Origin of the sequence: Marmoricola sp. Leaf446, assembly GCF_001424755.1 — a bacterium.
GTDB lineage: Bacteria > Actinomycetota > Actinomycetes > Propionibacteriales > Nocardioidaceae > Marmoricola.
This window is the reverse complement of record NZ_LMRF01000002.1, coordinates 404,853-430,948: the sequence shown is the minus strand read 5'-3', so window position 1 is coordinate 430,948 and position 26,096 is coordinate 404,853. Positions and strand designations below refer to the sequence as shown.

Genomic DNA, 26,096 nt, shown 5'->3' with positions numbered 1-26,096 from the left:
CATGCGTGTTCTGGTGACCGGCACCGACGGCTACCTCGGCTGTCTCGTGGCAGCCGACCTGATCCGCGAGGGCCACGACGTGGTGGGCGTCGACACCGGCTTCTACCGGCTCGGGTGGCTCTACAACGGCGTCGACGCGTTCGCACGCACGCTCAACAAGGACATCCGCAAGCTCACCCTCGAGGACCTCGAGGGTGTCGAGGCGATCGTCCACATGGCTGAGCTGTCCAACGACCCGCTGGCCGCGGTGGCGCCGGAGCTGACCTACGAGATCAACCACCAGGGCTCGGTCAACCTGGCGACGCTGGCCCAGCAGGCCGGCGTCGAGCGCTTCGTCTACATGTCCTCGTGCAGCGTCTACGGCTTCTCCGACAGCGACGCCGAGCTCGACGAGACCTCGCCCGTCAACCCCCAGACGCCGTACGCCGAGTGCAAGGTGATGGTCGAGCGCGACGTGCTCCCGATGGCCAGCGACTCCTTCTCCCCCACCTTCATGCGCAACGCGACGGCCTACGGCGCCTCCCCGCGGCAGCGCTTTGACATCGTCCTCAACAACCTGAGCGGCCTGGCCTGGACGACCAAGGAGATCGTGATGACCAGCGACGGGTCGCCCTGGCGCCCGCTGGTCCACGCGCTCGACATCTCCCAGGCGATCCGCCGGGTGCTGGCCGCGCCGCGTGAGGCCGTCCACGGCGAGGTCTTCAACGTCGGCGACAGCAAGCAGAACTACCGCGTCCGCGAGATCGCCGAGATCGTCGGCGAGGAGTTCCCCGGTTGTGAGGTGACGTTCGGCGAGAACGCCGGCGACAACCGCAGCTACCGCGTGAACTTCGACAAGATCGTCCAGAAGCTGCCGGGCTTCGCCTGCGAGTGGGACGCCGTCAAGGGCGCACGCCAGCTGCACCGGATCTTCGAGACGATCCAGCTCGACGAGGCGACCTTCCGCGGGCCCGGCCACACCCGCCTGCTCGCGCTGCAGCAGCTGATGCGGTCCGGCCAGGTCGACGGCCAGCTGTACTGGACGCAGCCGTGAGGATCGAGCGCACTGCCATCGAGGGCGTCGCGATCGTCGAGCTCGAGCGGCGCGAGGACGACCGGGGCTTCTTCGCCCGCACCTACGACCGGGCCGAGTTCGAGGCGGCGGGCCTCGAGCCCGCCGTCGAGCAGTGCAACCTGTCCTACAACCACAGCGCCGGCACGCTGCGCGGGATGCACCTGCAGGTCGCGCCGCACCCCGAGACCAAGCTGGTGCGCTGCGTGCGGGGGGCCCTCGTCGACATCATCGTCGACCTGCGGCCCGACTCCCCCACCCGGCTGCAGCACGTCGCCGTCGAGCTGACGGCCGAGAACCGCCGGGCCCTCTTCGTGCCGGCCTACTTCGCCCACGGCTTCCAGACGCTCGTCGACGACACCGAGGCGATCTACCAGGTCAGCGGCGCCTACACCCCCCGCGCCGAGCGGGGACTGCGCCACGACGACCCCGACCTCGCCCTGCCGTGGCCCATGGCCGCGACGGTGATCAGCGACAAGGACCGTTCCTGGCCGCTCCTGGCCGAGCGCCCCGCGTCCGACTTCGACCCGCTCGAGGAGCAGGAGACGAGCGCATGATCCTCGTCGACACCGCCCTGCGCCAGCGTGCGGCCGAGGGCAACCCGGTGCGCGTGGCACTCGTGGGCGCCGGCTTCATGGGACGCGGCCTGACCAACCAGATCGTCAACAGCGTGCCCGGGATGCAGCTCGTCGCCATCGCCAACCGCACCCTGGGGCGTGCCGAGCAGGCGTACTCCGAGGCGGGGGTGGACGACTACCGCACCGTCAGTAGCGCTGCCGAGCTCGACGCCGCCGTCGCCGACGGCGTCGCGGCCGTCACGAGCGACCACACCGTCGTGTGCGACGCCGCCTCGGTCGACGCCATCGTCGAGGCCACGGGCGCCGTGGAGTTCGGCTGCCACGTGGTCGTCCGGGCACTGGCCGGCGGCAAGCACGTGGTGCTGATGAACGCCGAGGTCGACGCCACGGTCGGACCGGTGCTGAGCCGGCGGGCGGCCGAGGCCGGCGTCGTGCTGACCGGCTGCGACGGTGACCAGCCCGGGGTCCAGATGAACCTCGTCAGGTTCGTCCGGGGCATCGGTCTCACCCCGCTCGTGTGCGGCAACGTCAAGGGCCTCCAGGACCCCTACCGCACCCCGACCACGCAGCAGGCCTTCGCCGAGCGCTGGGGCCAGGACCCCCACATGGTGACGAGCTTCGCCGACGGCACCAAGATCTCGATCGAGCAGGCCACCGTGGCCAACGCCACCGGGATGACCGTGGCGCGTCGCGGCATGGGCGGAGCCGACCACGCCGGTCACGTCGACGAGCTCGTCGAGCAGTACGACGTCGAGGAGCTGCGCGCCGCGGGCGGGGTGGTCGACTACGTCGTGGGCAGCAAGCCCGGCCCCGGGGTGTTCGTCCTGGCCACCCACGACGACCCCAAGCAGCGTCACTACCTCGAGCTCTACAAGCTGGGCACCGGCCCCCTCTACAGCTTCTACACGCCCTACCACCTGTGCCACTTCGAGGTCCCGACCACCGTGGCGCGGGCCGTGCTCTTCGGCGACGCGACCATCGCACCCCTGGGCGCTCCCACCGTCGAGGTCGTCGCGGTCGCCAAGCGTGCCCTCCCGGCCGGCACCGTCCTGGACGGCCTGGGCGGCTACGACACCTACGGGGAGGCCGAGAAGGCCTCCGTCACGACCGACCAGGGCCTGCTCCCGATCGGTGTCGCCGAGGGGTGCCGCCTGACCCGTGACGTCGCCCAGGACGAGGTCCTGACCTACGCCGACGTCGTGCTCCCCGAGGGGCGCCTGGTCGACCAGCTGCGCGACGAGCAAGCACGCCTGTTCGCCGACTGAGGCCCCCCGGGATCGTCCACGCCTCGAAACCAGGCGTCCCGCCCCACAACTGGCCATTGCCAGGCCGGGAGCCACCGGGTGTACGTTCGTCGCCGGGGGAATGGCGTGAGGGGGTCCCGCAGGTGACGCAGCTGCATCTGGTCTACCGGTCCTACGGTGGCGAGAACACCAAGAACCGGCCGCACTACTACAGCAAGGCACTCGCGCTGGCGTCGTTCGCGCGGGCTGCCGCCGAGATCGGCTCGGCCGACGTGGTGTTCCTCAACAACGGGCCGATCGAGGACGACTACCTCCCGCTGATGAAGGCCGTGGGCAGGGTCGTCGACGTCGCCGACGAGCCGCTGGGCGTGCAGGAGAGCTTCCGCTTCGCCCTGACGATGCCCGAGCGCGAGGGCTGGTCCGCCGACGACGTGGTGTCCTACAACGAGGACGACTACCTCTTCCACGGCAGCGCGTTCCAGGCCCTGGCTGACGCCGTGCACGACCTCCCGACCGTGCCCTACTTCGCCTTCCACGGCCGTCTGCCCCGACCGGGCGAGTCGGCCGAGGAGGCTCGCCGGCGCTACGAGCTGCCCCACGACTGGACGCCACAGCCCGACCTCGTCAGCCACGACCGGGTCTGGAGCAACGTGGCCAGCACCACCGGCACCTTCGCCGCGCGCATCGGCATCCTCCAGGAGGACCTGCCGATCTTCTACCAGTGCATGCGACCGTTCCGCACGCGCTACCTCGACCACGAGATCTGCCTGCTCTACCAGGGCTGCGTGCCCTACCGCGGCAAGCAGCTGCTGCTGGGGCTGCCGAACGACTTCGAGCGCTCCGCCCGCGGGGTCGTGCGCACCGCCATCCTGGTGCCCTACCGGTTCGCGCTCAACGCGCGCGCACGTCGTCAGTCCGAGCCGCACCTGCTCTACGTCGCCAACCCCAACCTGGCCGCGCACCTCGAGGTCGACTACGTGCGCGACGACCAGGACTGGCTCACGCTGGTCGACGAGGTGGCGCAGTGGGCCACCGACGAGGGCTTCGGCGGGCTCGGCGAGCGCATCCGCTCCCGGCTCGTCACCGACTAGCGACCAGCTCCTCGGCCCACCCGCGCGGCAGGTCGCACTCTGTGCTCAGCGGCGTCCGAGCGCCCGGTAGCTCCACCCGGCTGCCCGCCACTTCTGGGCGTCCAGGCAGTTGCGGCCGTCGAGCACCCGGGTGTCCCGCACCAGGTCGGCGACGCGGGCGGGGTCGAGGTCGACGTACTGCTTCCACTCGGTCAGGACCAGGACGAGCTCGGCGCCGGCGAGAGCCTCCTCGACGTCGTCGACGAACACCAGGTCAGGCCACTTGCGCCGTGAGTTCTCGATGGCCTGCGGGTCGGTGACGCGGACCGAGGCGCCCTGCAACGACAGCTGGGCGGCCACGCTCAGGGCCGGGGAGTCACGGACGTCGTCGCTGTCCGGCTTGAAGGCAGCCCCCAGCACCGCGATACGTCGACCCTGGATCGACCCACCGAGCTCCTCGCGGGCGAGGTCGACCATGCGGACGCGGCGGCGCATGTTGATGGCGTCGACCTCGCGCAGGAAGCTCAGCGCCTGGTCGACACCGAGCTCTCCCGCGCGCGCCATGAACGCCCGGATGTCCTTGGGCAGGCACCCACCACCGAAGCCCACCCCGGCGTTGAGGAACCGCCGACCGATGCGCTCGTCGAGACCGATGGCATCGGCGAGGAAGGTGACGTCGGCCCCGGCGGCCTCGCACAGCTCGGCCATGGCGTTGATGAAGGAGATCTTGGTGGCGAGGAAGGAGTTGGCCGCGACCTTCACCAGCTGCGCGGTGGCCAGGTCACCGACGAGACGGGGGCTGCCCTCGGCGATCGCGCTGGCGTAGACCTCGTCGAGCACACCCACGGCGCGCTGCCCGGCCGGACCGTCGGCCACGCCGTAGACGATGCGGTCGGGGTGCAGGGTGTCCTGGACGGCCTTGCCCTCGCGGAGGAACTCGGGGTTCCAGACCAGCTCGGCCTCGGGCTGCACCTCGTGCACGCGGCGGGCCAGGCGCTCGGCGGTGCCCACGGGCACGGTCGACTTGCCGACCACGACGTCGCCGGGGGCGAGGTGCGGCAGCAGCGCCTCGACGGCGGCGTCGACGTAAGTCAGGTCGGCGGCCATCTCCCCCGCGCGCTGCGGGGTGCCGACACACACGAAGTGCACCTGCGAGCCGGCGACGTCCTCGGGCCGGACGGTGAACCGGAGCCGACCGGTGGCGCCTGCCGAGGTGAGGATCTCGGGGAGCCCGGGCTCGAAGAAGGGCGCCCTCCCGTGGGACAGCGCGTCCACCTTGGTGGGGTCGACGTCGAGCCCGACGACCTCGTGACCGAGGTCGGCCATGCAGGCAGCGTGGACGGCGCCGAGGTAACCACAACCGATGACCGAGATCTTCACGCGCAGAACCTACCCGGCTCACGCGCCGGGTACAGCAACAGGCGCACTGTGACCCCGAGGGGTCACAGTGCGCCTGTGAGGTGCGAGGTGGTTCAGAGCGCCTTGCGACGGGCCGCGACGAGGGTCACGCCGCCGACCAGGAGCAGCGCGAGCGCACCGACCAGACCGAGGGTCGTGCCGGACTCCATGCCGGTCGCGGGCAGGTTGCCGGTGCTGCTGCCGCTGCTCGAGCCGGTGCCGGCCGTGGTGCCGTCGTCGCCGCTGGCGGGACCGCCCTGGCCGCCGGCCGGGCCGGCGAACTCGACCGAGCCGAGGACGCCGCCGTCCTGGTCGGTCCCGGTGCCGGTGAAGGTGCCGGGGCCGCAGACCTCGACGGTGAACGTGGCGGAGCCGTCGGGGCCGGCGGGCTGGCTCTCGCGGAAGACCACGTTGCCCTCGGGGCCACGGACGGTGAGCGTCAGGGTGTCGCCGGGCTGGCCGGTGACGGTCACCTGTCGGGTCTCGCACCCGTTGCCGGACGGGGTGCCGGGGGTCGTGACGACGTCACCCTCGGAACCCTCGTAGGCCTGAGCGGCGGTCGGGGCGAGCAGGACGAAGAACGCAGCGACGAGCACCGCGATGAGTCGGGTGACCTTCATGGCCGTCTCCAAGCTGGGAGTAAGAATGTGGGGACCGAGAGGAATCGTGCTAAGAGCAGCCTGACCCTTCGGTGAGAAAGTTAGCAGGCTTGGTCCCGGGCGTATACCGAATGCCCAGATCCGCCGAGAGCGGGACACCCTCCATCCGAACCGTCAGCGTCGCCGCACGCCCCGGGGCGATCCGGACGTCGCGGGTACCGGCCCACAGCCCGTCGTGGCGGTAGGTCACCAGGTCGCGACGCCCGTCGCTGGAGTCGACACCGGTGATGGTCCAGCCGGGCGCGGCATAGACCACCACCTGGGTCAGCATGTCGCCCGGCGCCGCCTGGCTGCCGTCGCCGGTGACGTACGACGGGAGGTCGCGGTCGAGCGGGACGGTCGAGGCGATCCTGACCCGGACCCGCGCACCGGTGGTGGTGCCGCAGCGGTCCGGCTCGACGGTGGCCCGCACCCGCTGGTAGGCGTTGATCTTGGAGCCGACCCGGTCGTGGAGGTAGACGCCGACCCGGGGGCTGGCCGGCGTGATGTCCCGCAGCGTCCGGCCCAGCGCCGTGGTGCGCAGGACGGCCTGCTCCCGCGGTCGCACGGACCACACCATCACCCGACCCTGGTCGACGCCTTCCGCGAGCGCCCGGGTGAGGGCACGCGGGTCGCCCTCGGACCCGCGCACCCGGTTGAAGACGGCCTCGGCGGCCTGGGCGAAGACGGCGTCCTGCTGGTCGGTGTCCTCGACGTCGTCGTAGACGTCGACCAGCAGCCGCTGGGCGGCGTTGCGACCGGTCAGCCGACCCGCGTCGGTCTCGACGGGACCCACCGCGCGGAGCAGCAGCTGGAGGGCGAAGGGGTCGACCGCGACGACGCCGTCGACCTTGCCGCCGATGCGGCGCTGCCACATCTCGGTCAGCAGCTCGGCGGCGCGGGGGAAGTCGGGGGTGTCGGTGACGTTCTGCGGGAAGCGGCCCAGGACCTCGCCGTAGAGCGCGGTCTCGGCCCGGGTCAGCGGCAGGACCGGCTCCTCGAAGGACCCGATGTCCCCGGCGGAGGCCTGCCGCTCGACCGACAGGCGGCCGTCAGCGGCGCGCAGCAGCACGAAGGCGCCGCCGATGCCGCCAAGCGAGCGCTGCTCGGCGTTGTTCTGGGCGATGACGACGTAGTTGCGCGGTCGCTCCTCCCCGAGCATCCCGGGGAGCAGCCGCGCGGCGATGGCGACCCGGTCGGCCAGCACCGACGTGCTGCCCAGGAGCCGCTGGGTCTCGGTCACCCGGGTGCGCAACGGGTCGACGAGACCGTCGGTCTCGATCGCGTCGGCGTCGTCGTCGGCCGCCTCCAGCAGCTCGGACGCCCGGGTGAGCTGCCCGCTGGCGCGCCTGACCGGGGCCAGCTCGACGCGCCCCCCGCGCAGCCCGATGTCGCGGGGGTCGACGAACGACAGCGCGGTCATCACGGCCGGCATCGCGCCCTGCGTCACGTCGTCGGCGGTGACGGAGAGCCGCCGCGCTGCGTCGACGTCGTCCCCGACCGCGGGCAGAGCGGCCGCTGCCCGCCAGAGCGGTCCACCCAGCGAGGAACGGGCCGAGCTCGTCTCCTCCTGGGCCCGGGCCAGCGCGTCCTCGGCGCCGGCCACGTCGCGGTCGAGCAGGCGGGCACGGAAGTCGGAGATCGCGGTGTTCGCCGCCCGGGCGCTGGTGAGGGCCGTCCACGCCTGCCAGGCCATCACTCCCGCGACGACCAGGACGACGACGACGAGACCGAGGACGACCCGACCCATAACGCGACCACGGCGCCGCCGCACCGGCGTCGGGGGGCGGCGGCCGGAGCGACCCGTCTGGACCATTCGCGCAGCGTAGACGAGGGCCACCAGAGACCTCGGGCAGGACACCGCGACGGTCGCGGCGAGGCGGAATGTCCGTGCCGCCCCTTGTCGTAGGGTGAGCCCGCTCATCCCCCCTGCTGGTCACCGTCGAAGGGATCCTTCTCCGTGGAGCTGCGCGACTACCTCCGCATCGCGCGGCGCCGCTGGCTGCTGATCCTGCTCTCGACGCTCGCGGCCGTCGGGATCGCCGCGGTCGCGACGGCCCAGGCGACGCCGCAGTACGAGTCCTCGGCGCGCGTGTTCGTCTCCACGTCCGCCGACGGCTCCACGTCGGACGCCTACCAGGGCGGCCTCTTCAGCCAGCAGCGGGTCGCGTCGTACGCCGACGTGGTCAACGGCGTGGACATCGCCCAGCGGGTTATCGACGACCTCCAGCTCGACGTCAGCGCGGAGGACCTCGCGTCCAGGATCACCGCCACCGTGGTGCCCGAGACGGTGCTGCTCGAGGTGACGGTCACCGACGCCAACCGGTTCGAGGCACAACGGGTCAACGAGGCCCTGATGTCGCAGATCCAGGACGTCATCAGCGAGCTCGAGACGCCGCCCGGGAGCCGGGTCGCGACCCTCAAGGCGACGGTCGTCGACACCCCGACGCTGCCCGGGTCCGCGGTGTCACCCCAGCCGTTGCGCAACCTCGGTCTCGCCCTGGCGCTGGGGCTGCTCCTCGGGCTCGGCCTCGCCGTGGCCCGGGAGCTGCTCGACAACAGCGTCAAGGCCATCTCCGACGTCCCCGACCTCGCCCAGGTGCCGGTGCTCTCGGGCCTGTCCTACGACCCCCAGGTGTTCGGCGTACCGCTGATCACGGAGCTCCCGTCGCACTCGCCGCGCGTCGAGGCCTACCGCGTGCTGCGGACCAACATGGAGTTCCTCGACGTCGACGCGACCAGCAAGGCCTTCGTCGTGACCAGCTCGGTGCCGGGCGAGGGCAAGTCCACGACCTCCACCAACGCCGCCCTGGCCTTCGCCGTGGCGGGTCGCAACGTGGTGCTGGTCGACGCCGACCTCCGTCGCCCCCAGGTCGCTCGCCTGACCGGGCTGGTCGACGACGTCGGCCTGACCACGGTCCTGGCGGGGCGGGCCGGCCTGGACGACGCGCTGCAGACCCACGTCGAGTCCGGTCTGACGGTGCTCACCTCCGGGGCGATCCCACCCAACCCGGCGGAGCTCCTCCAGTCGCGCGCGATGGCAGAGCTGCTCGACCGGCTGCGCGACCGCTTCGCCGTCATCGTGATCGACGCCCCTCCCCTGCTGCCGGTCACCGACGCAGCCCTGCTGGCCTCGGAGGCAGACGGCGCGGTCGTCGTGGTGCGGCACGGCAAGACCACCAAGGACCAGCTCCGGGGCGCGGTCGACCGTCTGTCCGGCACCGACGCGTCCCTGCTGGGAGTCGTGTTCAACATGATCCCGGCCCGGGGGGCCGGCTACGGCTACGGCTACGGGTACGGCTACGGCTACGGCCCCGACGAGGCCACGAGCAGCTCCCGGGGCCGGCTCACCTGGCGGCAGCGCCGTGACCAGCGGCGGCAGCGACGGATCAAGGACAAGCAGCCCGACGCGACCACCACCCCGGGCTGGATCCAGGAGTGAGGATCTGTCACAGCGGGGCCGGTCTCCCGCTCGGGTTTCGCAGATCGGGGACCTGCGGGCCGTTCTCGTGGCACAGTGGGTCCCACCTGGACTAGTCCTCCCGGACGACCTGGCCAGACGATGGACGCTCGGCTGTGAGCCGGACCTGTCGACGCGATAGACATGTTGGCGTCGCCGATGGCACCAGGCCACTTGGGGGAACCACCATGACGTCGCAGCTCAGCACACCGGTGCGGCTGACCTCGACCACCCACGGCACCATGCGGTGGGTGCCCGTGGCCGCCTTCGGTGCCGACCTGCTCCTGGTCTCGTCGGCAGCCCTCGGCGCGTTCGTCGTCCGCACGGCGGTGCCCACCAGCGTCTTCCCCCGCGCCTTCGCCGAGGAGGCGGTGTTCGTGATGCTGCCGCTCCTCATCCTGGCGTGGGTGGCATCGATCTACGCGTTCGGCGGCTACCGGCTCGAGATCTTCGGAGCCGGCTTGGAGGAGTACAAGCGGGTGGTCACCCCCTCGCTGGCCACCGCCGCGGCGCTGGGCATCGTGGCCTACCTGTTCATGCTCAACCTCTCGCGCGGCTTCTTCGTGCTCACCTTCCTGATCGGCATTCCGCTCCTCGTCGCCGGCCGCTACGCGCTGCGTCGCGCACTCCACCGCGCACGCCGAGCGGGCCAGCTGCAGCAACGGGTGCTGATCGCCGGGACCGAGGGCCACGTCGACGAGATCGCCTCGGTCCTCGAGCGCGAGACCTGGCTCGGCTACGACGTCGTCGGGGCCGTGACCCCCCAGGCGTCGACGAAGGACACGACCGGACTCGGCATCCCGTTGCTGGGCGACTCCCGCTCGTTGGCGCAGACAGCGGTCGACGAGGGGGTCGACATCGTCTTCCTGGCCGGCGGGGCCTTCAGCTCTGCCGCCGAGATGCGCCGGTTGGCGTGGAACCTCGAGCACGCGGCGATCCAGGTGGTCATCGCCCCGAGCGTCACGGACGTGGCGGCCGAGCGGGTCAGCGTGCGACCCGTCGGCGGCCTGCCGCTGATCCACCTCGAGAAGCCGCGCGGCCAGGACGCCGTACGCCGTGCCAAGCGCGCCTTCGACGTGGTCGTCTCGAGCCTGCTGCTCGTGGCGTTCGCACCCCTCTTCGCCGTCGCCACGCTCAGCGTATTTCTTCACGACCGCGGACCGGTCCTGTTCCGCCAGCAGCGGGTCGGTCGCGACGGGGTCTCCTTCCACTGCCTGAAGTTCCGCACGATGGTCACCAACGCCGAGGACCTGCTCGCCGCGCTGCACGCCCGCCAGGGCTACACCGGCGGGCTGTTCAAGATGACCGACGACCCCCGCATCACGGGACCGGGCGCCTGGTTGCGGCGCTACTCGATCGACGAGCTGCCCCAGCTGGTCAACGTGCTGCGGGGTGACATGAGCCTGGTGGGCCCCCGCCCGCCGCTGCCGCACGAGGTGGCGCAGTACGACGCCGACATGGTCCGCCGGCTGCAGGTGCGTCCCGGCATGACCGGGCTGTGGCAGGTGTCGGGACGCTCCGAGCTCTCCTGGTCCGAGGCGATCCGGCTCGACCTCTACTACGTCGACAACTGGTCGATGGTCCAGGACCTCACCATCCTGATGCGCACCTTCAACGCCGTGGTCGGGTCGCGCGGGGCCCACTGACGCCCCGCCTCGACCTCGAGTCGGGGCGGCTTGGGCCACTACGTCAGGCAACTTTGGTCTCATTCGGCTCGGGCCGCGCGGAGACCGCCGCGGGCGCGGCTACGCTGTGGGCTGCCCATCACCGACGAGAGGCATCCGCACCCGATGTCCCAGACGCACGCCGACTACCGGCTGAGCCAGCTCGACCAGCTCGAGGCCGAGTCGATCCACATCTTCCGCGAGGTCGCGGCCGAGTTCGAGAAGCCGGTGCTGATGTTCTCCGGCGGCAAGGACTCCATCGTCATGCTGAGGCTGGCGGAGAAGGCCTTCTACCCGGCCAAGATCCCCTTCCCCGTGCTCCAGGTCGACACCGGCTACGACTTCCCCGAGGTGCTGGAGACGCGCGACAACTGGGTCCAGCGGCTCGGCGTGCGGATGATCGTGGCCAGCGTCGAGCAGGCCATCGCCGACAAGGTGGTCGTCGACGACGGCAAGACCAGCCGCAACCGGCTGCAGATCGGCACCCTGCTCCACGCCATCGAGGAGGAGGGCTTCACCGCCGCCTTCGGTGGCGGGCGTCGTGACGAGGAGAAGGCGCGCGCCAAGGAGCGTGTCTACTCGCACCGCGACGACTTCGGCCAGTGGGACCCCAAGAACCAGCGTCCCGAGCTGTGGAGCCTCTACAACGGCCGCATCCACGGCGGCGAGCACATGCGGATCTTCCCGCTGTCGAACTGGACCGAGCTCGACATCTGGCACTACCTGGCCCAGGAGCAGGTCGAGATCCCCTCGATCTACTTCTCCCACCAGCGCCGCGTCTTCCAGCGCGACGGGATGTGGCTCTCCGAGAGCGAGTTCAACCCCACCAAGGGCAACGAGACGGTCGAGGAGCGGACGGTGCGCTTCCGCACCGTCGGCGACCTCACCCTGACCGGCTGCGTCGAGTCCGAGGCCGACACGATCGAGCGGATCATCGAGGAGGTCGCGATCGCCACCGTGACCGAGCGTGGAGCCACCCGTGGCGACGACCGCTTCTCCGAGGCCGCCATGGAAGACCGCAAGAAGGAGGGCTACTTCTGATGGCCAGCAACACCGAGACCACCGAACCCACGCTCGAGGACCTCGGCGTCGGCCAGATGGACCTCCTGCGGTTCGCCACCGCCGGTTCCGTGGACGACGGCAAGTCGACGCTGATCGGTCGGCTGCTGCTCGACTCCAAGGCGATCTTCAGCGACCAGCTCGAGGCCGTCGAGGCCACCAGCCAGTCCAAGGGCTACGACTACACCGACCTCGCGCTGCTCACCGACGGGCTCCGCTCCGAGCGCGAGCAGGGCATCACCATCGACGTGGCCTACCGCTACTTCGCGACGCCGCGGCGCAAGTTCATCATCGCCGACACGCCCGGCCACGTGCAGTACACCCGCAACATGGTCACCGGCGCCTCGACCGCCGACCTCGGCCTGGTGCTGGTCGACGCCCGCCAGGGCCTGACCGAGCAGTCGCGCCGGCACGCGGTGATCCTGTCGCTGCTGCGCGTGCCGCACATGGTGCTCGCGGTGAACAAGATGGACCTCGTCGACTACGACCAGGCCGTCTACGACAGGATCAGCCGCGAGTTCACGGCGTTCGCCACCAAGCTCTCGATCCCCGACCTCGAGATCATCCCGATCTCGGCGCTCAAGGGTGACAACGTGGTGACCCGCTCCGAGCACATGCCGTGGTACCAGGGCTCCTCGTTGATGCACCACCTGGAGAACGTGCACGTCGCCTCCGACCGCGACCTCATCGACGCCCGGCTCCCCGTGCAGTACGTCGTGCGCCCCAAGTCCGACGAGTTCCACGACTACCGCGGCTACGCCGGCCAGCTGGCCGGGGGCGTCCTGAAGCCGGGCGACGAGGTGGTCGTGCTGCCCAGCGGCATGACGTCGAAGATCGCCGGCATCGACCTCTTCGACCGCGAGATCACCGAGGCCTATCCCCCCATGTCGGTGACCGTCCGCCTCGAGGACGACGTCGACGTCAGCCGCGGCGACATGATCGCCCGGGTCAACAACGCGCCCCAGGCCAGCCAGGACATCGACGCGATGGTCTGCTGGATGACCAACGAGCCGCTCCACCCGCGGCAGAAGCTCGCGATCAAGCACACCACCCGCACGGGTCGCGCGCTCGTCAAGGACATCCAGTACCGCCTGGACATCAACACGCTGCACCGCGACCAGGAGACCAAGGAGCTCGGGCTCAACGAGATCGGACGCGTGCAGCTGCGCACGACCGTGCCGCTGCTGTGCGACTCCTACTCCAAGAACCGCACCACGGGCTCGTTCATCCTCATCGACGAGGCGACGGGCGTCACCGTCGGCGGCGGCATGATCATCTGACACGGCCGGTCAGACCGAAGGGCCGCCCGACCCCCGCGGGGGGTCGAGCGGCCCTTCGTCGTCCTGGGCGTCAGCCCACGCGGCCGAAGTCGTCCTCGTGGCGGCAGATGTCGTCCTCACCGGTGTAGGCGCCGTGCTGGACCTCGACGATGACGAGCTCCTCCTTGCCCTCGTTGGCCAGACGGTGCTTGGCACCCAGGGGCACGTCGACCGAGTGGCCGGGGCCGGCGATGATGGTCTCGTCGTCGATCACGCAGGTCGCGACACCGAAGACGACGACCCAGTGCTCGGACCGGTGCTCGTGCGTCTGCAGCGACAGACGGTGTCCGGGCGTCACGTGGATCCGCTTGATCTTGTAGCCGGGCGCCACGTCGATGACGTGCCACGACCCCCACGGCCGGTCCTCGGATTCCAGTGTCATGAGCCCCTCGTCCACGTCGGTCGGCGCCCTCGTGCAGGACGCCGTGCGCCACAGATCATCCCGCACGAGCGGGCCACGGCCCAATCGGGACCTGCGGCCGAGACCACCGGTCTGGATCAGCGCAACGGTCGGACGTGCAGACCGACCTCGGGGTCGACGACGACCTCCTGCATGGCCGGGAGCCCGTCCGCGTCGAGCTGCGCGTCGACCGGCACGTTGCGCTTGAGCAGGGCCAGTGCGATCGGACCGAGCTCGTGGTGCCGCGCGGAGGTGCCCACGAACCCGACCTCGCGCTCGCCGAGCGTCACCGGAGCCCCGCGCTCGGGGAGGCGGTTGTCGGAGCCGTCGAGGTGGAGCATCGTCAGCCGACGCGGCGGCCGTCCGAGGGTGTGGACACGCGCCACGGTTTCCTGACCGCGGTAGCAGCCCTTGTCGAGGTGGACGGCCGACGGGATCCAGCCGACCTCGTTGGGGATGGTGCGGTGGTCGGTGTCCTGGCCGAAGCGGGGCTCACCGCGCTCGATGCGCAGCGCCTCGAAGGCCCAGGTGCCGCAGGCGGGGCCGGCCGCGGCGGCGTACCCCTCGAGGTCGGTGCGGGGGAAGACGTCGTACTTCCCCACCGGCGCCGTTCCTCCAGTCCCGGAACGGCTGGTCGAGGAGGGCGCGCCAGCGCCCGTCGCGTGACCCGCCGCGGGCTCGACGGGCCGCCAGGCGACGGCTAGCTCGGCGCTGAGGTCCTCGACCTCGACGCGCATCATGAAGCGCATCCGGTCGAGGAAGGTCGCCAGCGCGGCCGCCTGGCCGGGCTCGGTGTGGGCGGTGAACGCCTCGCCGTCGTCGACTCCGTGCATCGCGTGCTCGACGTGGCCGTTGGGGGACAGCACCAGCGCCGCGGTCGGGACACCCGGCCGCAGGTCGGCGAAGAACTGGGTCGTCAACGAGTGCAGGTAGGTCAGCCGGTCAGGGCCGCTGACCCGGATGACCCCGCGGTGGGACAGGTCGACGAAACCGTCGCCGGAGACCAGGGTGCGCTGCTCGCCGTTGAACGAGCCGTAGTGCGCGGCGACCGGGGCGTCGACCCCGTCACCGGAGACTGCTCCCGGCAGGGAGAGCAGCGGGCTGCGGGCGGGAGCAGGGTCGGCGGGCTGGTCGGTCATGGCTCCAGTGTCCCTCCCCCGGTCAATCCGCGGGTGGGCCGGTGCAGGTGGCGCAGGTGCCGAAGACGGTGAGGTGGCCGTAGTCGGGGGCGAAGCCGCGGCTCTCGGCCAACGGGGCCAGGGACCGCTCGACCTCGTCGCGGCCGATGCTGACGGTCTCTCCGCACGAGCGGCAGACGAGATGGGCGTGCTCGTGGGACGTGGCGGAGTGGTAGGTCGGGGCCCGGTCGGTCAGGTGGGCGTGGCGGATCAGGCCCAGGTCGTCGAGCAGCTCGAGCGTCCGGTAGATCGTCGAGAGGTTGACCGAGTCGGAGTGGCGGCGCACCTCGGCGTGCACCTCGTCGGGAGTGGCGTGGCCGAGCTCCTCGACGGCGCGCAGCACCAGCTCGCGCTGCGGGGTGAGCCGGTGGCCGCTCGAGCGGAGTCGCTGCTGCCAGGTCTCGACGGGCTCGACCGAGGACACGGCTACTGCCGCTTGAGCTGGGCGTGGGTGTGGGGCTGGAGGGGCTGGCCCATCGCTGCCATGTCGTAGGCGTACATGAGGTCGCCGTTGACGTAGCCGTAGAGCCGCTTGCCGCCGACGTACTCCTTGGCGGTGGCGGTGCGCACGACGGCGTCGGTGGTGACCTCGAAGCGCGGCTGCTCGGCGTGGATCTCCCCGATGTAGGTCTCGACGAAACCGGTGTTGTGCGCCAGCAGGAACTCCAGCGAGCCGTCCTCCTGGGGCCGGATGAAGCCGGTCTCCTGCGCCGCCTCGCGCACGTGGTTGCCGTCGGCGTCGACGATCCAGGCGCGGGACATGTAGTGGATGAACGGGCGACCGTCCTGCTGGAAGATCAGCTCCTGGCCGAACTGGAACGGCTCGATCGTGGGGTACTCCCCGTGCCCGTTGCCGGCCCAGGTGCCCAGCATCCATGCCAGACGGGCGCACTGGGGGTGGATGTTGTCAGGGATCTCGAACGGCATGCGGGCTCTCTCCGGGGTCGGGGACGACAGCCGAGTCTAGGCCGCGTCACCGCTCCGTCGTACGCCGAGCAGCGTCCTCGCCTCGGCGGGTGCCATCGGCTCCCGCTGCGCGAGCCGGCCCAGCTCGACGGCGCGGGAGACCAGTTGGTCGTTGTGCTCGACGGGCACCCCCCGGGCCAGTGTGAGCGTGTCCTCCATGCCCACGCGCAGATGACCGCCCTTGGACAGCGAGGCCAGGGCGACCGGGAGCGCGGTGCGGCCGATGCCGGTCGCCGACCAGCTCGTGACCGCGTCGGGGAGCGCCGCGACGCTCGCGACCAGCGCGTCGGCGGTGCCGGGCATGCCCCCCGGCACACCCATGACGAGGTCGACGTGCACCTTGCCGCCGTACGGCAGGCCGTGACGGTCGAGCAGCCGGTGGAGCGCCCACACCTGGCCGAGGTCGAACAGCTCGAACTCCGGCACCACCTCCCGCTCCTGGGAGAGCCGGTAGAGGTCCTGCACGAACGGCCACGGATTGAGGAAGACGTCGTCGCCGAAGTTGGTGGTGCCCATCGTCAGGCTGCACGAGTCGGGCGCGGCGTCGAGGACCTGCAGCCGCTGCTCGAGGGGGTCGTGGACCGAGCCGCCGGTGGAGAGCTGCACGACGAGTCCGGTCTGCTCGTGCAGCGCCTCGACCGTGGCCCGGAGCCGTCCGCCGTCCAGCGTCGGCCGGTGGTCCTCACCGCGGATGTGCACGTGGACCATCGCGGCGCCGGCCGCCTCGCTGCGCTGCGCGGTCTCGACCAGCTCCTCCAGCGTCGTGGGCAGCTGGGGGCAGTCGGACTTCGCCGTCTCGGCCCCAGTCGGCGCCACGGTGATCAACAGGTCTCCCATGGCGGGACCGTATCCGCCCCTCGTCGCCCGAGCCCCACCTCGTCGGTCGAGCAGCACCTCGTCGGTCGAGCAGCACCTCGTCGGTCGAGCTCGTCGAGACCACGACAGACTGCGGGCATGCGTGCGGTGCTGCAGCGGGTGACCTCGGCCTCGGTGACGGTGGACGGCGAGGTGGTCGGGTCGATCGACGAGCCGGGACTGCTCGTCCTCCTCGGCGTGACCCACGACGACGGACCTGACCAGGTGGCCTGGATGGCCCGCAAGATCCGCGACANNNNGCCGGGGCCCCGGTGCTCGTCGTCAGCCAGTTCACGCTGTACGGCGACGCCCGCAAGGGCCGGCGCCCGACCTGGCAGGCGGCGGCACCCGGCCCGGTCAGCGAACCGATCTACGAGGCGGTGTGCCAGGCGCTGCGCGACGCCGGCACCCATGTCGAGACCGGGGTGTTCGGCGCCGACATGGCGGTGGCGCTCCTCAACGACGGGCCGGTCACGCTGCTGCTGGACACGCCCGCGGGCTGAGGGCCAGCTGACAACAGCGCCTCGTCTCGTCTCACACATCGCGGGCTGCCGCTGACCGCCATGCGTCCGTGTCACTGCCGGCGGGTACACCACGGGACCAGGGCAACGCGTCGACGCAGTGGTCGGGCCGGTGCGGACGGACGAGGTCCGAGAGAGGACCGAGGCAGTAGTGCAGCAACCGTCGGTGGACACCGCCGACACCGGAGAAACGGGCACCTTGCCCAAGTACGGAGCTCCACGACCAGTCCGGCACCACAGGGAGCGCGCTTGTTCCAGCCGACCACACGCCGGTCCGCTTGATCCTCGACCGGCGTCCTAGCTGAACAGGGAACGTGCGGCCTCGGAGAGACAACCACTGGACTGCTCCAGCAGCCGCTGACGATTGACATAACCTGGGGTCGACGCGTTGACACTCAAACTTCTCTCATATGAGGACTCCTTTTGAACCCCATCACAGGCGCCGACGGTCCACCCGTCCGACGAAATGGTGAGGTGCAGAGCATTGACATCACCTCGTTCGAGTTCGACGGGGTGCCGATTGCTCACGCCACACCCGGCGAGGCGGTGGATTTGGTTATCAGCCGCAGCCGCAACCGCAGCGGAGAGGGAGGAGCAGGAGGAAAGGCCTATCGACTCATCAACGCCTACAGCCTGGCCCTTGCGTCCCGGGATCGGTCGTACAAGCGACTGCTAGCCGGCCCAGGCGTCAACTTGCCGGATGGCCGACCTCTCGCCGCGATCCTCACCCGTCTGGCAAGGGACCGGACCTGCTACCAGGTCCGGGGGCCAGCATTCTTCGAGAGCGTCCTCGACGCGGGACGGGAGAAGGAGATCCGCCACTTCTTCCTGGGGACCACCGAAGACACGCTGGACAAGCTTCGACGGAGCGTAGAGGAGCGGTTCCCTGGTGTCACCATCGTCGGGTCCTTCTCTCCACCCTTCCGGGCCCTGACCAAGGACGATCATGACGTGCACGACCGCATGATCTTGGAGTCGGGCGCCGACATCGTCTGGGTCGGGATGGGAACGCCGCGGCAAGACTTCGAGACACGGCGCATCGCAGACAGCACCGGCGTGACAGCCGTCGGCGTGGGAGCAGCGTTCGACTTCTCAGCTGGAACAAAGAGGCAGGCTCCTGGGGTCGTCCGACGCATGGGGCTGGAGTGGCTGTTCAGGATGCTCAGCGAGCCAAGAAGACTGACGCGTCGCTACGTGGTGGGGAACTCTGTATTCCTCAAGCTGGCGATGCAGGAACGGCGCCGGTCCTAGTGCGCGTTGCTGTAGTCCACAGCTTCTACGAGTCCGGGACCCCGAGCGGCGAGAACCAAGTGGTCCTCGAGCAATGCGCGGCTCTGGACTCCTATGGACACGATGTACGGCTGTTCCGGCGCGACACTGACGAACTCCGGCACAACACGGGTTACCAAGTGCGGGCGGCTGCAACCACCATCACCGGCAGGGGCGCACGCCCCAACCTCAACACCAACGGGTGGGAACCGGACATCGTGCACCTGCACAACACCTTTCCGAATTGGAGCACCAATTGGATCGAGGATTGGCAGGACCGACTGGTAGTCACCCTGCACAACTACCGAACACTTTGCGCCGCCGCAACTCTGTTCCGCAACGGGCACGAGTGCGATGAATGTCTTACCAAATCCACATTAGCCGCGGTCAAACATTCCTGTTACCGGGGTTCCCGAAGCCAGACGATTCCACTTGCCTTCGCAACTCGCCCTGGGGGGAGCCTCAATCGTATCCCGCGCACGGCAAGGCGAGTAGTGGCGCTCAACGAACACGCTCAGTCAGTCTTTGCCCAAGAGTTTGGCCGGGATGTCGACCTCATTCCGAATTTCGTGCGAGCAGCCCAACGACGGCAAGATCCACAGCCCGCCTGGGCGTACGTTGGGCGTCTCGACGAGGCTAAGGGAATCTTGAACCTCATACAACAGTGGCCCCGCGAAAGCCAATTGCATGTTTTCGGCACAGGACCTCAACTGAAGGCCGCGGCAGACGCCAGCGCAAGATCCAGAGGCTCGGTTGTTTTGCGAGGCATGACTTCTCACGAGGAGTTGCTGCGACTTCTCCCTTCGTATACCGGGATGATTGTTCCGAGCCTATGGAAAGAAGGATTGCCAACAGCAATACTGGAAGGACTTGCAGCGGGACTGCCGCTGGTCGTCGCATCGCCGGTCGCCGCCGCCGAGTCCCTCGCGCGCGCAGGTGCTTCCGTAACATACAACCCCTACGATGAGAAATCACTCCACAAGGCGTTACTGAAGGTTGCCACATCAGGCGCAATGATGAGTCGGTCTGCCATCGAGCTACATGCGCTTGAATATTCCGATTCAGCTTGGCTATCAAAGATCAATTCGATGTACGAATCCGTAGCCGAGGGACCGACCTGACGCAGCCAAACTCCGACCTCAAGCCCCCTGCGCCTCGACCGGCACCCCAACCGAGAGGTCTCTGATCTCACAATTAGCGTCACCCGCGTAGAGAGCGTGCAGGATTCCCACCTACGACGTCACCCGGTCTAACGTCGCGAACAACTACAGCGGATGGGGCAATGACGGCGTCGTCACCTATTGAGACATCCCCGATTACGACAGCACCGGGTCCAAACTCAACCCTGCTCCCCACCCGAGGACAGGGGCCTCTGGAATCCTTATGGCCTAACGTGACCCCGTGGCGCAGCGTCACGTTCTCGCCGAGGACACTTCCATCATTTACAACCAGGCCCACTCCGTGGAAAATTCGTAGATTTTTTCCGATCTTTGCACCCCAGGGGAGCTCGATTCCCAAAATCCATTCCACGACTACCCGATAGGCAATCAGGAGCGGGACACTCACCACCGGGGGGCGGTCTCCCGGGCCTCGCAACAACTGTGCGCCTCGGAAGAGAAAGCAAACCAACCGTCCTTTGGCGTTCCCCTTGTTCGCAACCCAGTCCTGGAGTAAGTAGCCCAACGTCGATGCACTGCTTCGGTCGCTGGCATCAGTAGACACTGCAGTCTCCAGAAATTTGGCTCAAGAATGTAGCCCCTGATTGGGCTCGATACGCTGCGGATCATATCAGCAAGGGACTCGGTCAACATGTAGCAGGCTAGGTTCGTGCAATCGCGATCAACGCAACGAACTGACCTCGCCGCACCAAATCGTTGACGTACCCAGGTCGGGGTGCAGCGTCGACTTCTCCCACCGATCCCACCCGAACCCTCGGGAACTCCGCGAAGTGAAGTGCAGCGCAAGACCGCAAAAGGAGACCGCAAGGAAAACGTCTCCCCGCTCATTCCCCGCGGCGCTTCTCCACTGCAATCACCGGCATCCGAATCGACGCCCTCATCCTGAAGGGTGCTACTTCTTATCAGCCACGAGGGGCCGATAAGCAACTCCGACCGGACACCGACGCCAGTTCATGCCAGCACTTTCGCAACACCGAGTGGCGTTCACCACCACGTCCGGCACATTTGCCTGGCGCAACACGACAAAGGTGGGCCCCTAGGCGCGGTGTTGAGTTCAAGCCGCGCACGAGCCTGGGACCGCCAGCTGAGCGCGTCCTAGCAATCGGAAATCTAGCTGATGCCGTCGCGAGTTCGGATGTTTGCCAACCCCCCGGCGCCTACACTCGGTGGACCTATGACGTCGTCTTCACAGCCGCCCTCGCGGAACACCCCCGCCGTGCGGACCCTGGTAGTGACCACGAGCCTGAGCCCGCAAGCGAACGAGCTCTGGGAGGCCACCTGCCGCCACGGGGCCGAGGTGCTGATCGTGGGCTCCAGTCGCGAGGACCCACTTAGGCAGGCACAACCAGTAGCCACATACTTGCCCCTGAGAGAATGGGACGGTGGTCGCGGATTGATCTGGCGACACCTACAAGGCCTTCGGAGTGTGATCCGTCGGTTCGCTCCTGACATCGTTCACGTCAATGGCGAGTTATGGAGTTGGACGGTGCAGCAACTACTTCACATGAAGCTCCCTATCGTTGCCCATGGAGCGGAGAATTTGTGGCTGCACGGTGGCGGTCTAGAACAACAGATCCGGCGCAACTTGGTTGGCCGCGCCGTGCATCTATCTAGCGGGTACGCAAGTTGGAACCACGCGGGTCGCGCCCACATTGACAATACCGCACCACCAGGGTTTCCCACCATTGTGCTACCAGCAATTATTCCGCCTCATGCTTTTCGGGACGCGCATTGGCGCGGTCCAAATGGACGAGAAAGCGAGCAATCGATCCTGCTCGTTGGGCGACTTGTGGCCCTGAAAGGCTTCGACATCGCCATTCGGGCGGCTGCCATATTGGGCGAACACTTCGACTTACGCGTACGAATATGTGGCCAAGGTCCGGAAGAAGCGGCCTTGCGAGCACTAGCCCGAACACTTGACGTCCGGGTCGACTTCTTGGGCCAGGCCTCGGCTGCAGACCTCGCCGAAGAGATGTCCCGCAACTCGATCCTGGTACAGCCGTCCCGGTCCACACCGGACAACGTCGAGCAGTTCGGTCGATCGGTGGCCGAAGGAATGACCGTAGGAATTCCCTGTGTAGTCTCCGACAGCGGTGAGCTGCCGCAGGTCGTTGGGATGGATCCAATCGCCATCTTTGCCGAGGGAGACCACGTTGATCTCGCGCGACGACTAGAACCATTGCTGCACGAGCCTGTCCGCCTACGACAGCTTAGTGAAACTCAGTCAGAGCTATCCGCCGCTTGGGACCCCTCGCACGCAGGCGCCGAAATGCTCGAGTTCTGGAGCCGCGTTCTGCTTTGGTCTGGCGAACGTTGATCCCTAAATGGGTTCCTTCGGTGCTGGATCAAGGTGTCGTTGCTGTAACCAACTTTTCGTTGACGCTGGCCGTTGCGCGGATTGGCGGCCTAAATACCCTGGGTACGTTTTCTATTCTGAGCGTCAGCATGCTGCTCCTGCTCGGTTTCTCGAGATTGTTTATCACCGAACCGTGGCTTGTATCACGAGTCCAGAACGATCCGTCAGGACCCCTTCTCACCCTGATATGGGCCGCCGGCATATCGTCTGCTGGCCTCTTTTTCTTCGGCATTCTATTTTTTCTCCCTGGGGAATGGGCTTGGCTTTGGGCCGCTCCAATCAGTGGGTTCTGGATAGTGCAAGATGCCGGCCGGTTCATCGCCTTCAAAGCGCAACAACCCGATCGTGCATTGCTGTCGGACGGCGTGATACTTGTGATCGTGGCTGCGGGGGCCACCGTGAGCCTTTTCTTAGTTCCAGCCGGCGTCGCGCTCGAGTTGCTGCTTGCTGCGTGGGCGGTCGCCATGCTGGCTGGCTTGTTTACCGTCATGCCCTCGCTCGGCTCTAACTCCCCAAGGCTCCGAGGTACTGCCTCCTGGTGGAGCGCGCACCTGAGACTGAACTCTTTGCCTATGGTGCACGACGGTGTCGCATATTTGGTTGCGAGCAACTTCACGTTATACCTCATCGCCGCGACCGCGAGAGCAGAAGAGGTCGGTTTGATACGCGTGGTCACATCCTTATTTTCGCCTCTAGCGCTGATTTTCACCGGGATCTCGATGTGGCTAGTTCCATTACTCACCCAATTGGGTGCCGCAGCGTCCAAGACAATGCGGCACCGGGTTTCCTTGCTCCTAGCTCTGCTATCCCTCCCACTTCTTACCCTTGCCACTCTGTTCGGTCCACGACTTGCAGGTGCCGTTTTTGATCTAAGCACGCCCCCAACGGCCGCCACCCTGCTGCTAGCTGGATTATCTACGAGCATTATTGCTATAGGGTCACCCTGGATGGCAGCCGCCAAGATCGAAGGACTTTATCGCTCGGTGGCCTGGGGCCGAACTCTGGCCGCCGCACTCGCAGTGGGTGCCATTGCGTTCTTCCCAGCAGTTCAGTCAGTTGAGGGCTTCCTGGCAGTCACATTAGCGCAGAGCGCGGTTGTGGTCGCAACCGCAATTTTGGTCGTCGCCCGCAGCGAACCACAGTTGGGAAACGACTAACAAAACAGCCCACGCCCAATGGGCCGTCATCGTCTCCTGCGGATTGAAAACCGCCCGCGTCGCTGTTGGTGCTGGCTGCTCATTCGCCTATAGCTGGAAACTGTTACCTGGACAGCCCGGTCCCACGACAGCTTTTCCCAAAGTAGAGCGCGATCAATGTGGGTATCTCGGAGAGGTAGTTGTGCGAGGGCGTCCGCCCAAGCTTCAACGGTGCCATCGACGATCATTGCCGCCCCGGTATCGTCAAGCAGTGCCGAGATGTGCGCGCCCCTGCCGACAAGTGCAGGAACTCCCGAAGCCAAAGCCTCCAGCAAAGCGATGGAATGGCACTCCCAACGGCTGGGGTGCACGTACACACCCGCGTTCGCCAAGGCCGATTGCTTTGCTTCGCCCAGAATGGGCCCGGTGACATCGACCCATGCATGTAATCCGAGTCGATCGATTAGCTCGGTCAGTTGCTTGTGGCCGCCCTGATAGTCGTATCCCGCAAGACGCATATGCGGGCGACCGGACGGAGGCACTAGAGCCAGTGCTTCCAGCAGCAGGTCGAGACCCTTATGTCTGACATCGATGCGTCCGAACCATAGGACGACGTCGCTACGACCCTCGGTGGCTGCCACAGTGCCGGAGAACGGTGCCCCGGTCGGCGCTGTGAAAGTTCGAGTCGCGGGTGAGACCGCGTGCACTAGCGGTTGCTCGGAATCGAAGAATATGTGTGCGGCTGCGGCCCCAGCCAGGAACCAGCGTTCGCATGCCAGGCGTAACCTGCGCGGCCCCCGCAGATCGCGTTGTATCGCCGGTTCGTATACACCGTGAGGCATGACGACATATGGAATCCTGGAGAAACGCGCTACTGCAGCGGCGACATAGTGGCTGACGGTCCATCCCTCGTGGAGGACGAGAACATCGAAACCTCGCATAGCCTTATGCAGCTTCCACGGGTGCGGAACTAGATTGGATCGACGAGAACCCCAATGGGCAACCTGAGTCACGCGGGCTTGGAAGGCTGTACGGGTATCGACACTCTCAGCACCCGGTGCTGACACGATCGTGACTTGGCATCCCGCGTACTGCGTTCGAATCGACCAATGATCCATGGCAGCCGTCACACCACTCCAACGGCCCAACGCTACTGCATAATAGTGACCAATATGCAACGCATTAGTCGGATTCACGCCGCAGATGTTTTCGGTAAGCATATTTCCTCGTCGCGTTCAGCAGGCCAGACTTCGACATCTGCAAGATCTTCGCATCTGGGGCAGTCTTCTGGTTCGCGTATATCACCTAGTGAGAAGCCAAAACTCCAGACTGGGCGTCCAAATTGCGCCTGGAGTCAGGCAAGGTGCGGATACAACGTTTGACCAAATCTCGGCCTGCCAGGCACGTACAGCACTACCGAGGTCCACGGCATGAAGAACATGCAGCCCGACCGAGTCACGTCAGCAGAGACCTTGACCGAAGTTGCCGCTCGACGATTCGAGCGACTCGCTGACTGCTCGACGTTCGGACTTCGTGATGGTGGTGCAGGCTACGCGCCTCCTCGCGTCGAACCCTCCAGGCATCCTCACCGGAGCCCGCAAGCGCTGACTTCACAGCCGCAAACAGCGCACTCATGTCGCGAACGATCGGGCCGGGTAAGACGGCAGGAAGATCCGGAAAATAATGTCCCCTCGTGTCAGAATATTCGTCCAAGTCGGCAATGCTGAAAATCATTGGTCGTCCAGTCAGCAGATAATCTATCCACACGGACGAGTGATCAGTTATCAACAGGTCAGAACGCGCCAGCAGTCTGTAAGTAGTTGTGCCCTGGCGCCTCAAATCGACGTCATTCAGCACTTGCAGATTACTCCAGTTGGGGATGCATTCAGGTTCAGGGGCCATCGGGTGGAGTTTGAGGACCACTCGCACACCTGCATCCGCTGCCCTAGCGTTGATATCCTGCATTGATGCCCCTGGGAGCTGGAACACGTTCTTGAACTCTCGGCCGTCGCGACGGATCTCACCGAATACAGAGTTTCGATAAGTCGGCATCCAGACAATCATGGGAGGATTGTTTTGGTCGCGCGATAATGACATGGGCCTCAGGAGGTCATTCCTCGGCAGTCCGGAAACTACACAAACACCGGACGAGAGTTTCCATTCGTTTTCTATATTTCGGGCATGGAGGCCGGAGGTCACGGTGAGAACGTCGGTCTGGTGTCGTGCCACTAACGGCTTACTGTTCAGTCGCTTCACCGGCATGCCATGCCACAGATTGATGGACGTCTTGCGTCGACTACTACGAGGCGATCCATAAAAGCCGTGAGTGTGCAGGACGACAGGTGCCCGTAGGTAGGCCCACACCCCCGCTATCGACCGACCTGCTGCGACAGGCTGATCAACGACGGCCCGCCCGGCGGCCTCGATAGACGCTGCATCCCTAATTAACCAGGTCACCCGGTGACCTCGTTGCCGCAAAACCTGTGCCAGTTCCAAGCCCTGGTCGTCGAAATCCGGGAAGGTGCGAATTACGATGCGGTCGTTTTTCGGAATGACCACGTCCAACAGATATAGGACGGACCTGCCAACGTGAATCGAGGTCAAACGTCCAGCCCGTCTAACCCGATTCAGCACCCCAAAAAACAAAACCCACCGCCCCTCCTGTTTTCGAAAGCCTTGGGACCCGCGTTAGGGGGTTTCGGGCGTCATCCTACAAGGCGCCGGCGTCGTTGCAGTTCTTGCTCCACGGCACGTTG

The 26,096-nt window shown here is 67.2% G+C and carries 24 protein-coding genes and 2 pseudogenes; 14 read left to right on the top strand and 12 right to left on the bottom strand.

What is annotated here, in order from left to right:
- The first annotated feature begins 1 nt into the window (after position 1).
- The 4 genes from ASG49_RS10060 (at position 2) to ASG49_RS10045 (ending at position 3,964) form a co-directional block, all read left to right on the top strand.
- Positions 2 to 1,033 carry an NAD(P)-dependent oxidoreductase gene (locus ASG49_RS10060; RefSeq protein ID WP_056540994.1) on the top strand — a complete coding sequence of 344 codons (1,032 nt, stop codon included), beginning with the start codon at positions 2 to 4 and terminating at the stop codon, positions 1,031 to 1,033.
- Positions 1,030 to 1,608 (top strand): dTDP-4-dehydrorhamnose 3,5-epimerase, encoded by a 579-nt coding sequence (gene rfbC / locus ASG49_RS10055; protein WP_056540991.1) that lies wholly within the window; start codon positions 1,030 to 1,032, stop codon positions 1,606 to 1,608. The genes ASG49_RS10060 and rfbC overlap by 4 nt, the downstream gene beginning before the upstream one ends.
- Entirely contained in the window at positions 1,605 to 2,894 is a 1,290-nt protein-coding gene (locus tag ASG49_RS10050; RefSeq protein WP_056540988.1) for an NAD(P)H-dependent oxidoreductase, read from the top strand. Before rfbC ends, ASG49_RS10050 begins: the two co-directional genes overlap by 4 nt.
- Before the next feature lie 122 nt (positions 2,895 to 3,016).
- On the top strand, positions 3,017 to 3,964 hold the full coding sequence (locus ASG49_RS10045; protein WP_056540985.1) for a hypothetical protein: 948 nt from the start codon (positions 3,017 to 3,019) through the stop codon (positions 3,962 to 3,964).
- A gap of 45 nt (positions 3,965 to 4,009) precedes the next feature.
- Here ASG49_RS10045 and ASG49_RS10040 read toward each other — a convergent pair whose 3' ends face one another.
- The 3 genes from ASG49_RS10040 to ASG49_RS10030 all read right to left on the bottom strand — a co-directional run bounded on the left by ASG49_RS10040 (position 4,010) and on the right by ASG49_RS10030 (position 7,729).
- Entirely contained in the window at positions 4,010 to 5,323 is a 1,314-nt protein-coding gene (locus ASG49_RS10040) for a UDP-glucose/GDP-mannose dehydrogenase family protein (RefSeq protein ID WP_056540983.1), read from the bottom strand.
- A 92-nt stretch (positions 5,324 to 5,415) separates the two neighbouring features.
- Positions 5,416 to 5,961: an LPXTG cell wall anchor domain-containing protein gene (locus ASG49_RS10035; protein WP_056540980.1), complete on the bottom strand. Its 546-nt coding sequence runs from the start codon at positions 5,959 to 5,961 to the stop codon at positions 5,416 to 5,418.
- A gap of 49 nt (positions 5,962 to 6,010) precedes the next feature.
- Positions 6,011 to 7,729, bottom strand: coding sequence for a DUF4012 domain-containing protein (locus tag ASG49_RS10030; RefSeq protein WP_056540977.1), 1,719 nt, complete (start codon positions 7,727 to 7,729; stop codon positions 6,011 to 6,013).
- Between the two features lie 210 nt (positions 7,730 to 7,939).
- Here ASG49_RS10030 and ASG49_RS10025 point away from each other — a divergent pair, with 210 nt between their 5' ends.
- The 4 genes from ASG49_RS10025 to ASG49_RS10010 all read left to right on the top strand — a co-directional run bounded on the left by ASG49_RS10025 (position 7,940) and on the right by ASG49_RS10010 (position 13,442).
- A complete protein-coding gene (locus ASG49_RS10025) occupies positions 7,940 to 9,421 on the top strand; it encodes a polysaccharide biosynthesis tyrosine autokinase (RefSeq protein ID WP_082534007.1) in 1,482 nt (493 codons plus the stop codon).
- Positions 9,422 to 9,627: 206 nt separating this feature from the next.
- Complete coding sequence (locus ASG49_RS10020) at positions 9,628 to 11,085, top strand: sugar transferase (protein WP_156384273.1); 1,458 nt, start codon at positions 9,628 to 9,630, stop codon at positions 11,083 to 11,085.
- 144 nt (positions 11,086 to 11,229) lie between these two features.
- A complete protein-coding gene (gene cysD, locus ASG49_RS10015; RefSeq protein WP_056540974.1) occupies positions 11,230 to 12,144 on the top strand; it encodes a sulfate adenylyltransferase subunit CysD in 915 nt (304 codons plus the stop codon).
- Between the two features lie 56 nt (positions 12,145 to 12,200).
- Positions 12,201 to 13,442 (top strand): sulfate adenylyltransferase subunit 1, encoded by a 1,242-nt coding sequence (locus ASG49_RS10010; RefSeq protein ID WP_056541294.1) that lies wholly within the window; start codon positions 12,201 to 12,203, stop codon positions 13,440 to 13,442.
- Between the two features lie 70 nt (positions 13,443 to 13,512).
- Here ASG49_RS10010 and ASG49_RS10005 read toward each other — a convergent pair whose 3' ends face one another.
- The 5 genes from ASG49_RS10005 to ASG49_RS09985 form a co-directional block, all read right to left on the bottom strand.
- A complete protein-coding gene (locus tag ASG49_RS10005) occupies positions 13,513 to 13,863 on the bottom strand; it encodes a phosphomannose isomerase type II C-terminal cupin domain (RefSeq protein ID WP_082534026.1) in 351 nt (116 codons plus the stop codon).
- 116 nt (positions 13,864 to 13,979) lie between these two features.
- Positions 13,980 to 15,020, bottom strand: a complete 1,041-nt coding sequence (locus ASG49_RS10000; RefSeq protein WP_056540968.1) for a folate-binding protein YgfZ — start codon at positions 15,018 to 15,020, stop codon at positions 13,980 to 13,982.
- 22 nt (positions 15,021 to 15,042) lie between these two features.
- Complete coding sequence (locus ASG49_RS18610; RefSeq protein ID WP_056540965.1) at positions 15,043 to 15,483, bottom strand: Fur family transcriptional regulator; 441 nt, start codon at positions 15,481 to 15,483, stop codon at positions 15,043 to 15,045.
- Between the two features lie 2 nt (positions 15,484 to 15,485).
- Positions 15,486 to 15,986, bottom strand: a complete 501-nt coding sequence (locus ASG49_RS18605; protein WP_056540962.1) for an FABP family protein — start codon at positions 15,984 to 15,986, stop codon at positions 15,486 to 15,488.
- A gap of 36 nt (positions 15,987 to 16,022) precedes the next feature.
- Positions 16,023 to 16,862, bottom strand: a complete 840-nt coding sequence (locus ASG49_RS09985) for a 3-keto-5-aminohexanoate cleavage protein (RefSeq protein ID WP_056540958.1) — start codon at positions 16,860 to 16,862, stop codon at positions 16,023 to 16,025.
- 117 nt (positions 16,863 to 16,979) lie between these two features.
- On the opposite strand from ASG49_RS09985, the pseudogene ASG49_RS19330 reads away from it, so the two are divergent.
- The 4 genes and pseudogenes from ASG49_RS19330 to ASG49_RS18275 form a co-directional block, all read left to right on the top strand.
- Positions 16,980 to 17,136: pseudogene (locus ASG49_RS19330) on the top strand (D-aminoacyl-tRNA deacylase); the annotation flags it as partial.
- 4 nt (positions 17,137 to 17,140) lie between these two features.
- Positions 17,141 to 17,383, top strand: a 243-nt coding sequence (locus ASG49_RS19325; protein ID WP_235562010.1) for a D-aminoacyl-tRNA deacylase, incomplete at its 5' end; no start/stop codon positions are given.
- A gap of 492 nt (positions 17,384 to 17,875) precedes the next feature.
- Positions 17,876 to 18,652 carry a WecB/TagA/CpsF family glycosyltransferase gene (locus tag ASG49_RS09975; protein WP_056540953.1) on the top strand — a complete coding sequence of 259 codons (777 nt, stop codon included), beginning with the start codon at positions 17,876 to 17,878 and terminating at the stop codon, positions 18,650 to 18,652.
- Positions 18,653 to 18,711: 59 nt separating this feature from the next.
- Entirely contained in the window at positions 18,712 to 19,791 is a 1,080-nt protein-coding gene (locus ASG49_RS18275; protein ID WP_162244518.1) for a glycosyltransferase family 4 protein, read from the top strand.
- Between the two features lie 79 nt (positions 19,792 to 19,870).
- Here ASG49_RS18275 and ASG49_RS19600 read toward each other — a convergent pair whose 3' ends face one another.
- Complete coding sequence (locus ASG49_RS19600) at positions 19,871 to 20,026, bottom strand: hypothetical protein (RefSeq protein WP_369814219.1); 156 nt, start codon at positions 20,024 to 20,026, stop codon at positions 19,871 to 19,873.
- A 939-nt stretch (positions 20,027 to 20,965) separates the two neighbouring features.
- Between ASG49_RS19600 and ASG49_RS18265 the strand changes: the two genes are divergently transcribed.
- Positions 20,966 to 22,165, top strand: a complete 1,200-nt coding sequence (locus ASG49_RS18265) for a glycosyltransferase family 4 protein (RefSeq protein WP_082534003.1) — start codon at positions 20,966 to 20,968, stop codon at positions 22,163 to 22,165.
- Between the two features lie 20 nt (positions 22,166 to 22,185).
- On the top strand, positions 22,186 to 23,361 hold the full coding sequence (locus ASG49_RS18600; protein ID WP_156384272.1) for a hypothetical protein: 1,176 nt from the start codon (positions 22,186 to 22,188) through the stop codon (positions 23,359 to 23,361).
- 26 nt (positions 23,362 to 23,387) lie between these two features.
- Here ASG49_RS18600 and ASG49_RS19320 read toward each other — a convergent pair whose 3' ends face one another.
- From ASG49_RS19320 to ASG49_RS18255, 3 genes and pseudogenes are all read right to left on the bottom strand, one after another.
- Entirely contained in the window at positions 23,388 to 23,981 is a 594-nt protein-coding gene (locus tag ASG49_RS19320; protein ID WP_235562008.1) for a glycosyltransferase, read from the bottom strand.
- A gap of 78 nt (positions 23,982 to 24,059) precedes the next feature.
- Positions 24,060 to 24,560, bottom strand: a pseudogene (locus ASG49_RS19595) (glycosyltransferase); the annotation flags it as partial.
- A gap of 235 nt (positions 24,561 to 24,795) precedes the next feature.
- Positions 24,796 to 25,899, bottom strand: a complete 1,104-nt coding sequence (locus tag ASG49_RS18255; RefSeq protein ID WP_235562021.1) for a CDP-glycerol glycerophosphotransferase family protein — start codon at positions 25,897 to 25,899, stop codon at positions 24,796 to 24,798.
- Positions 25,900 to 26,096: the final 197 nt, after the last annotated feature.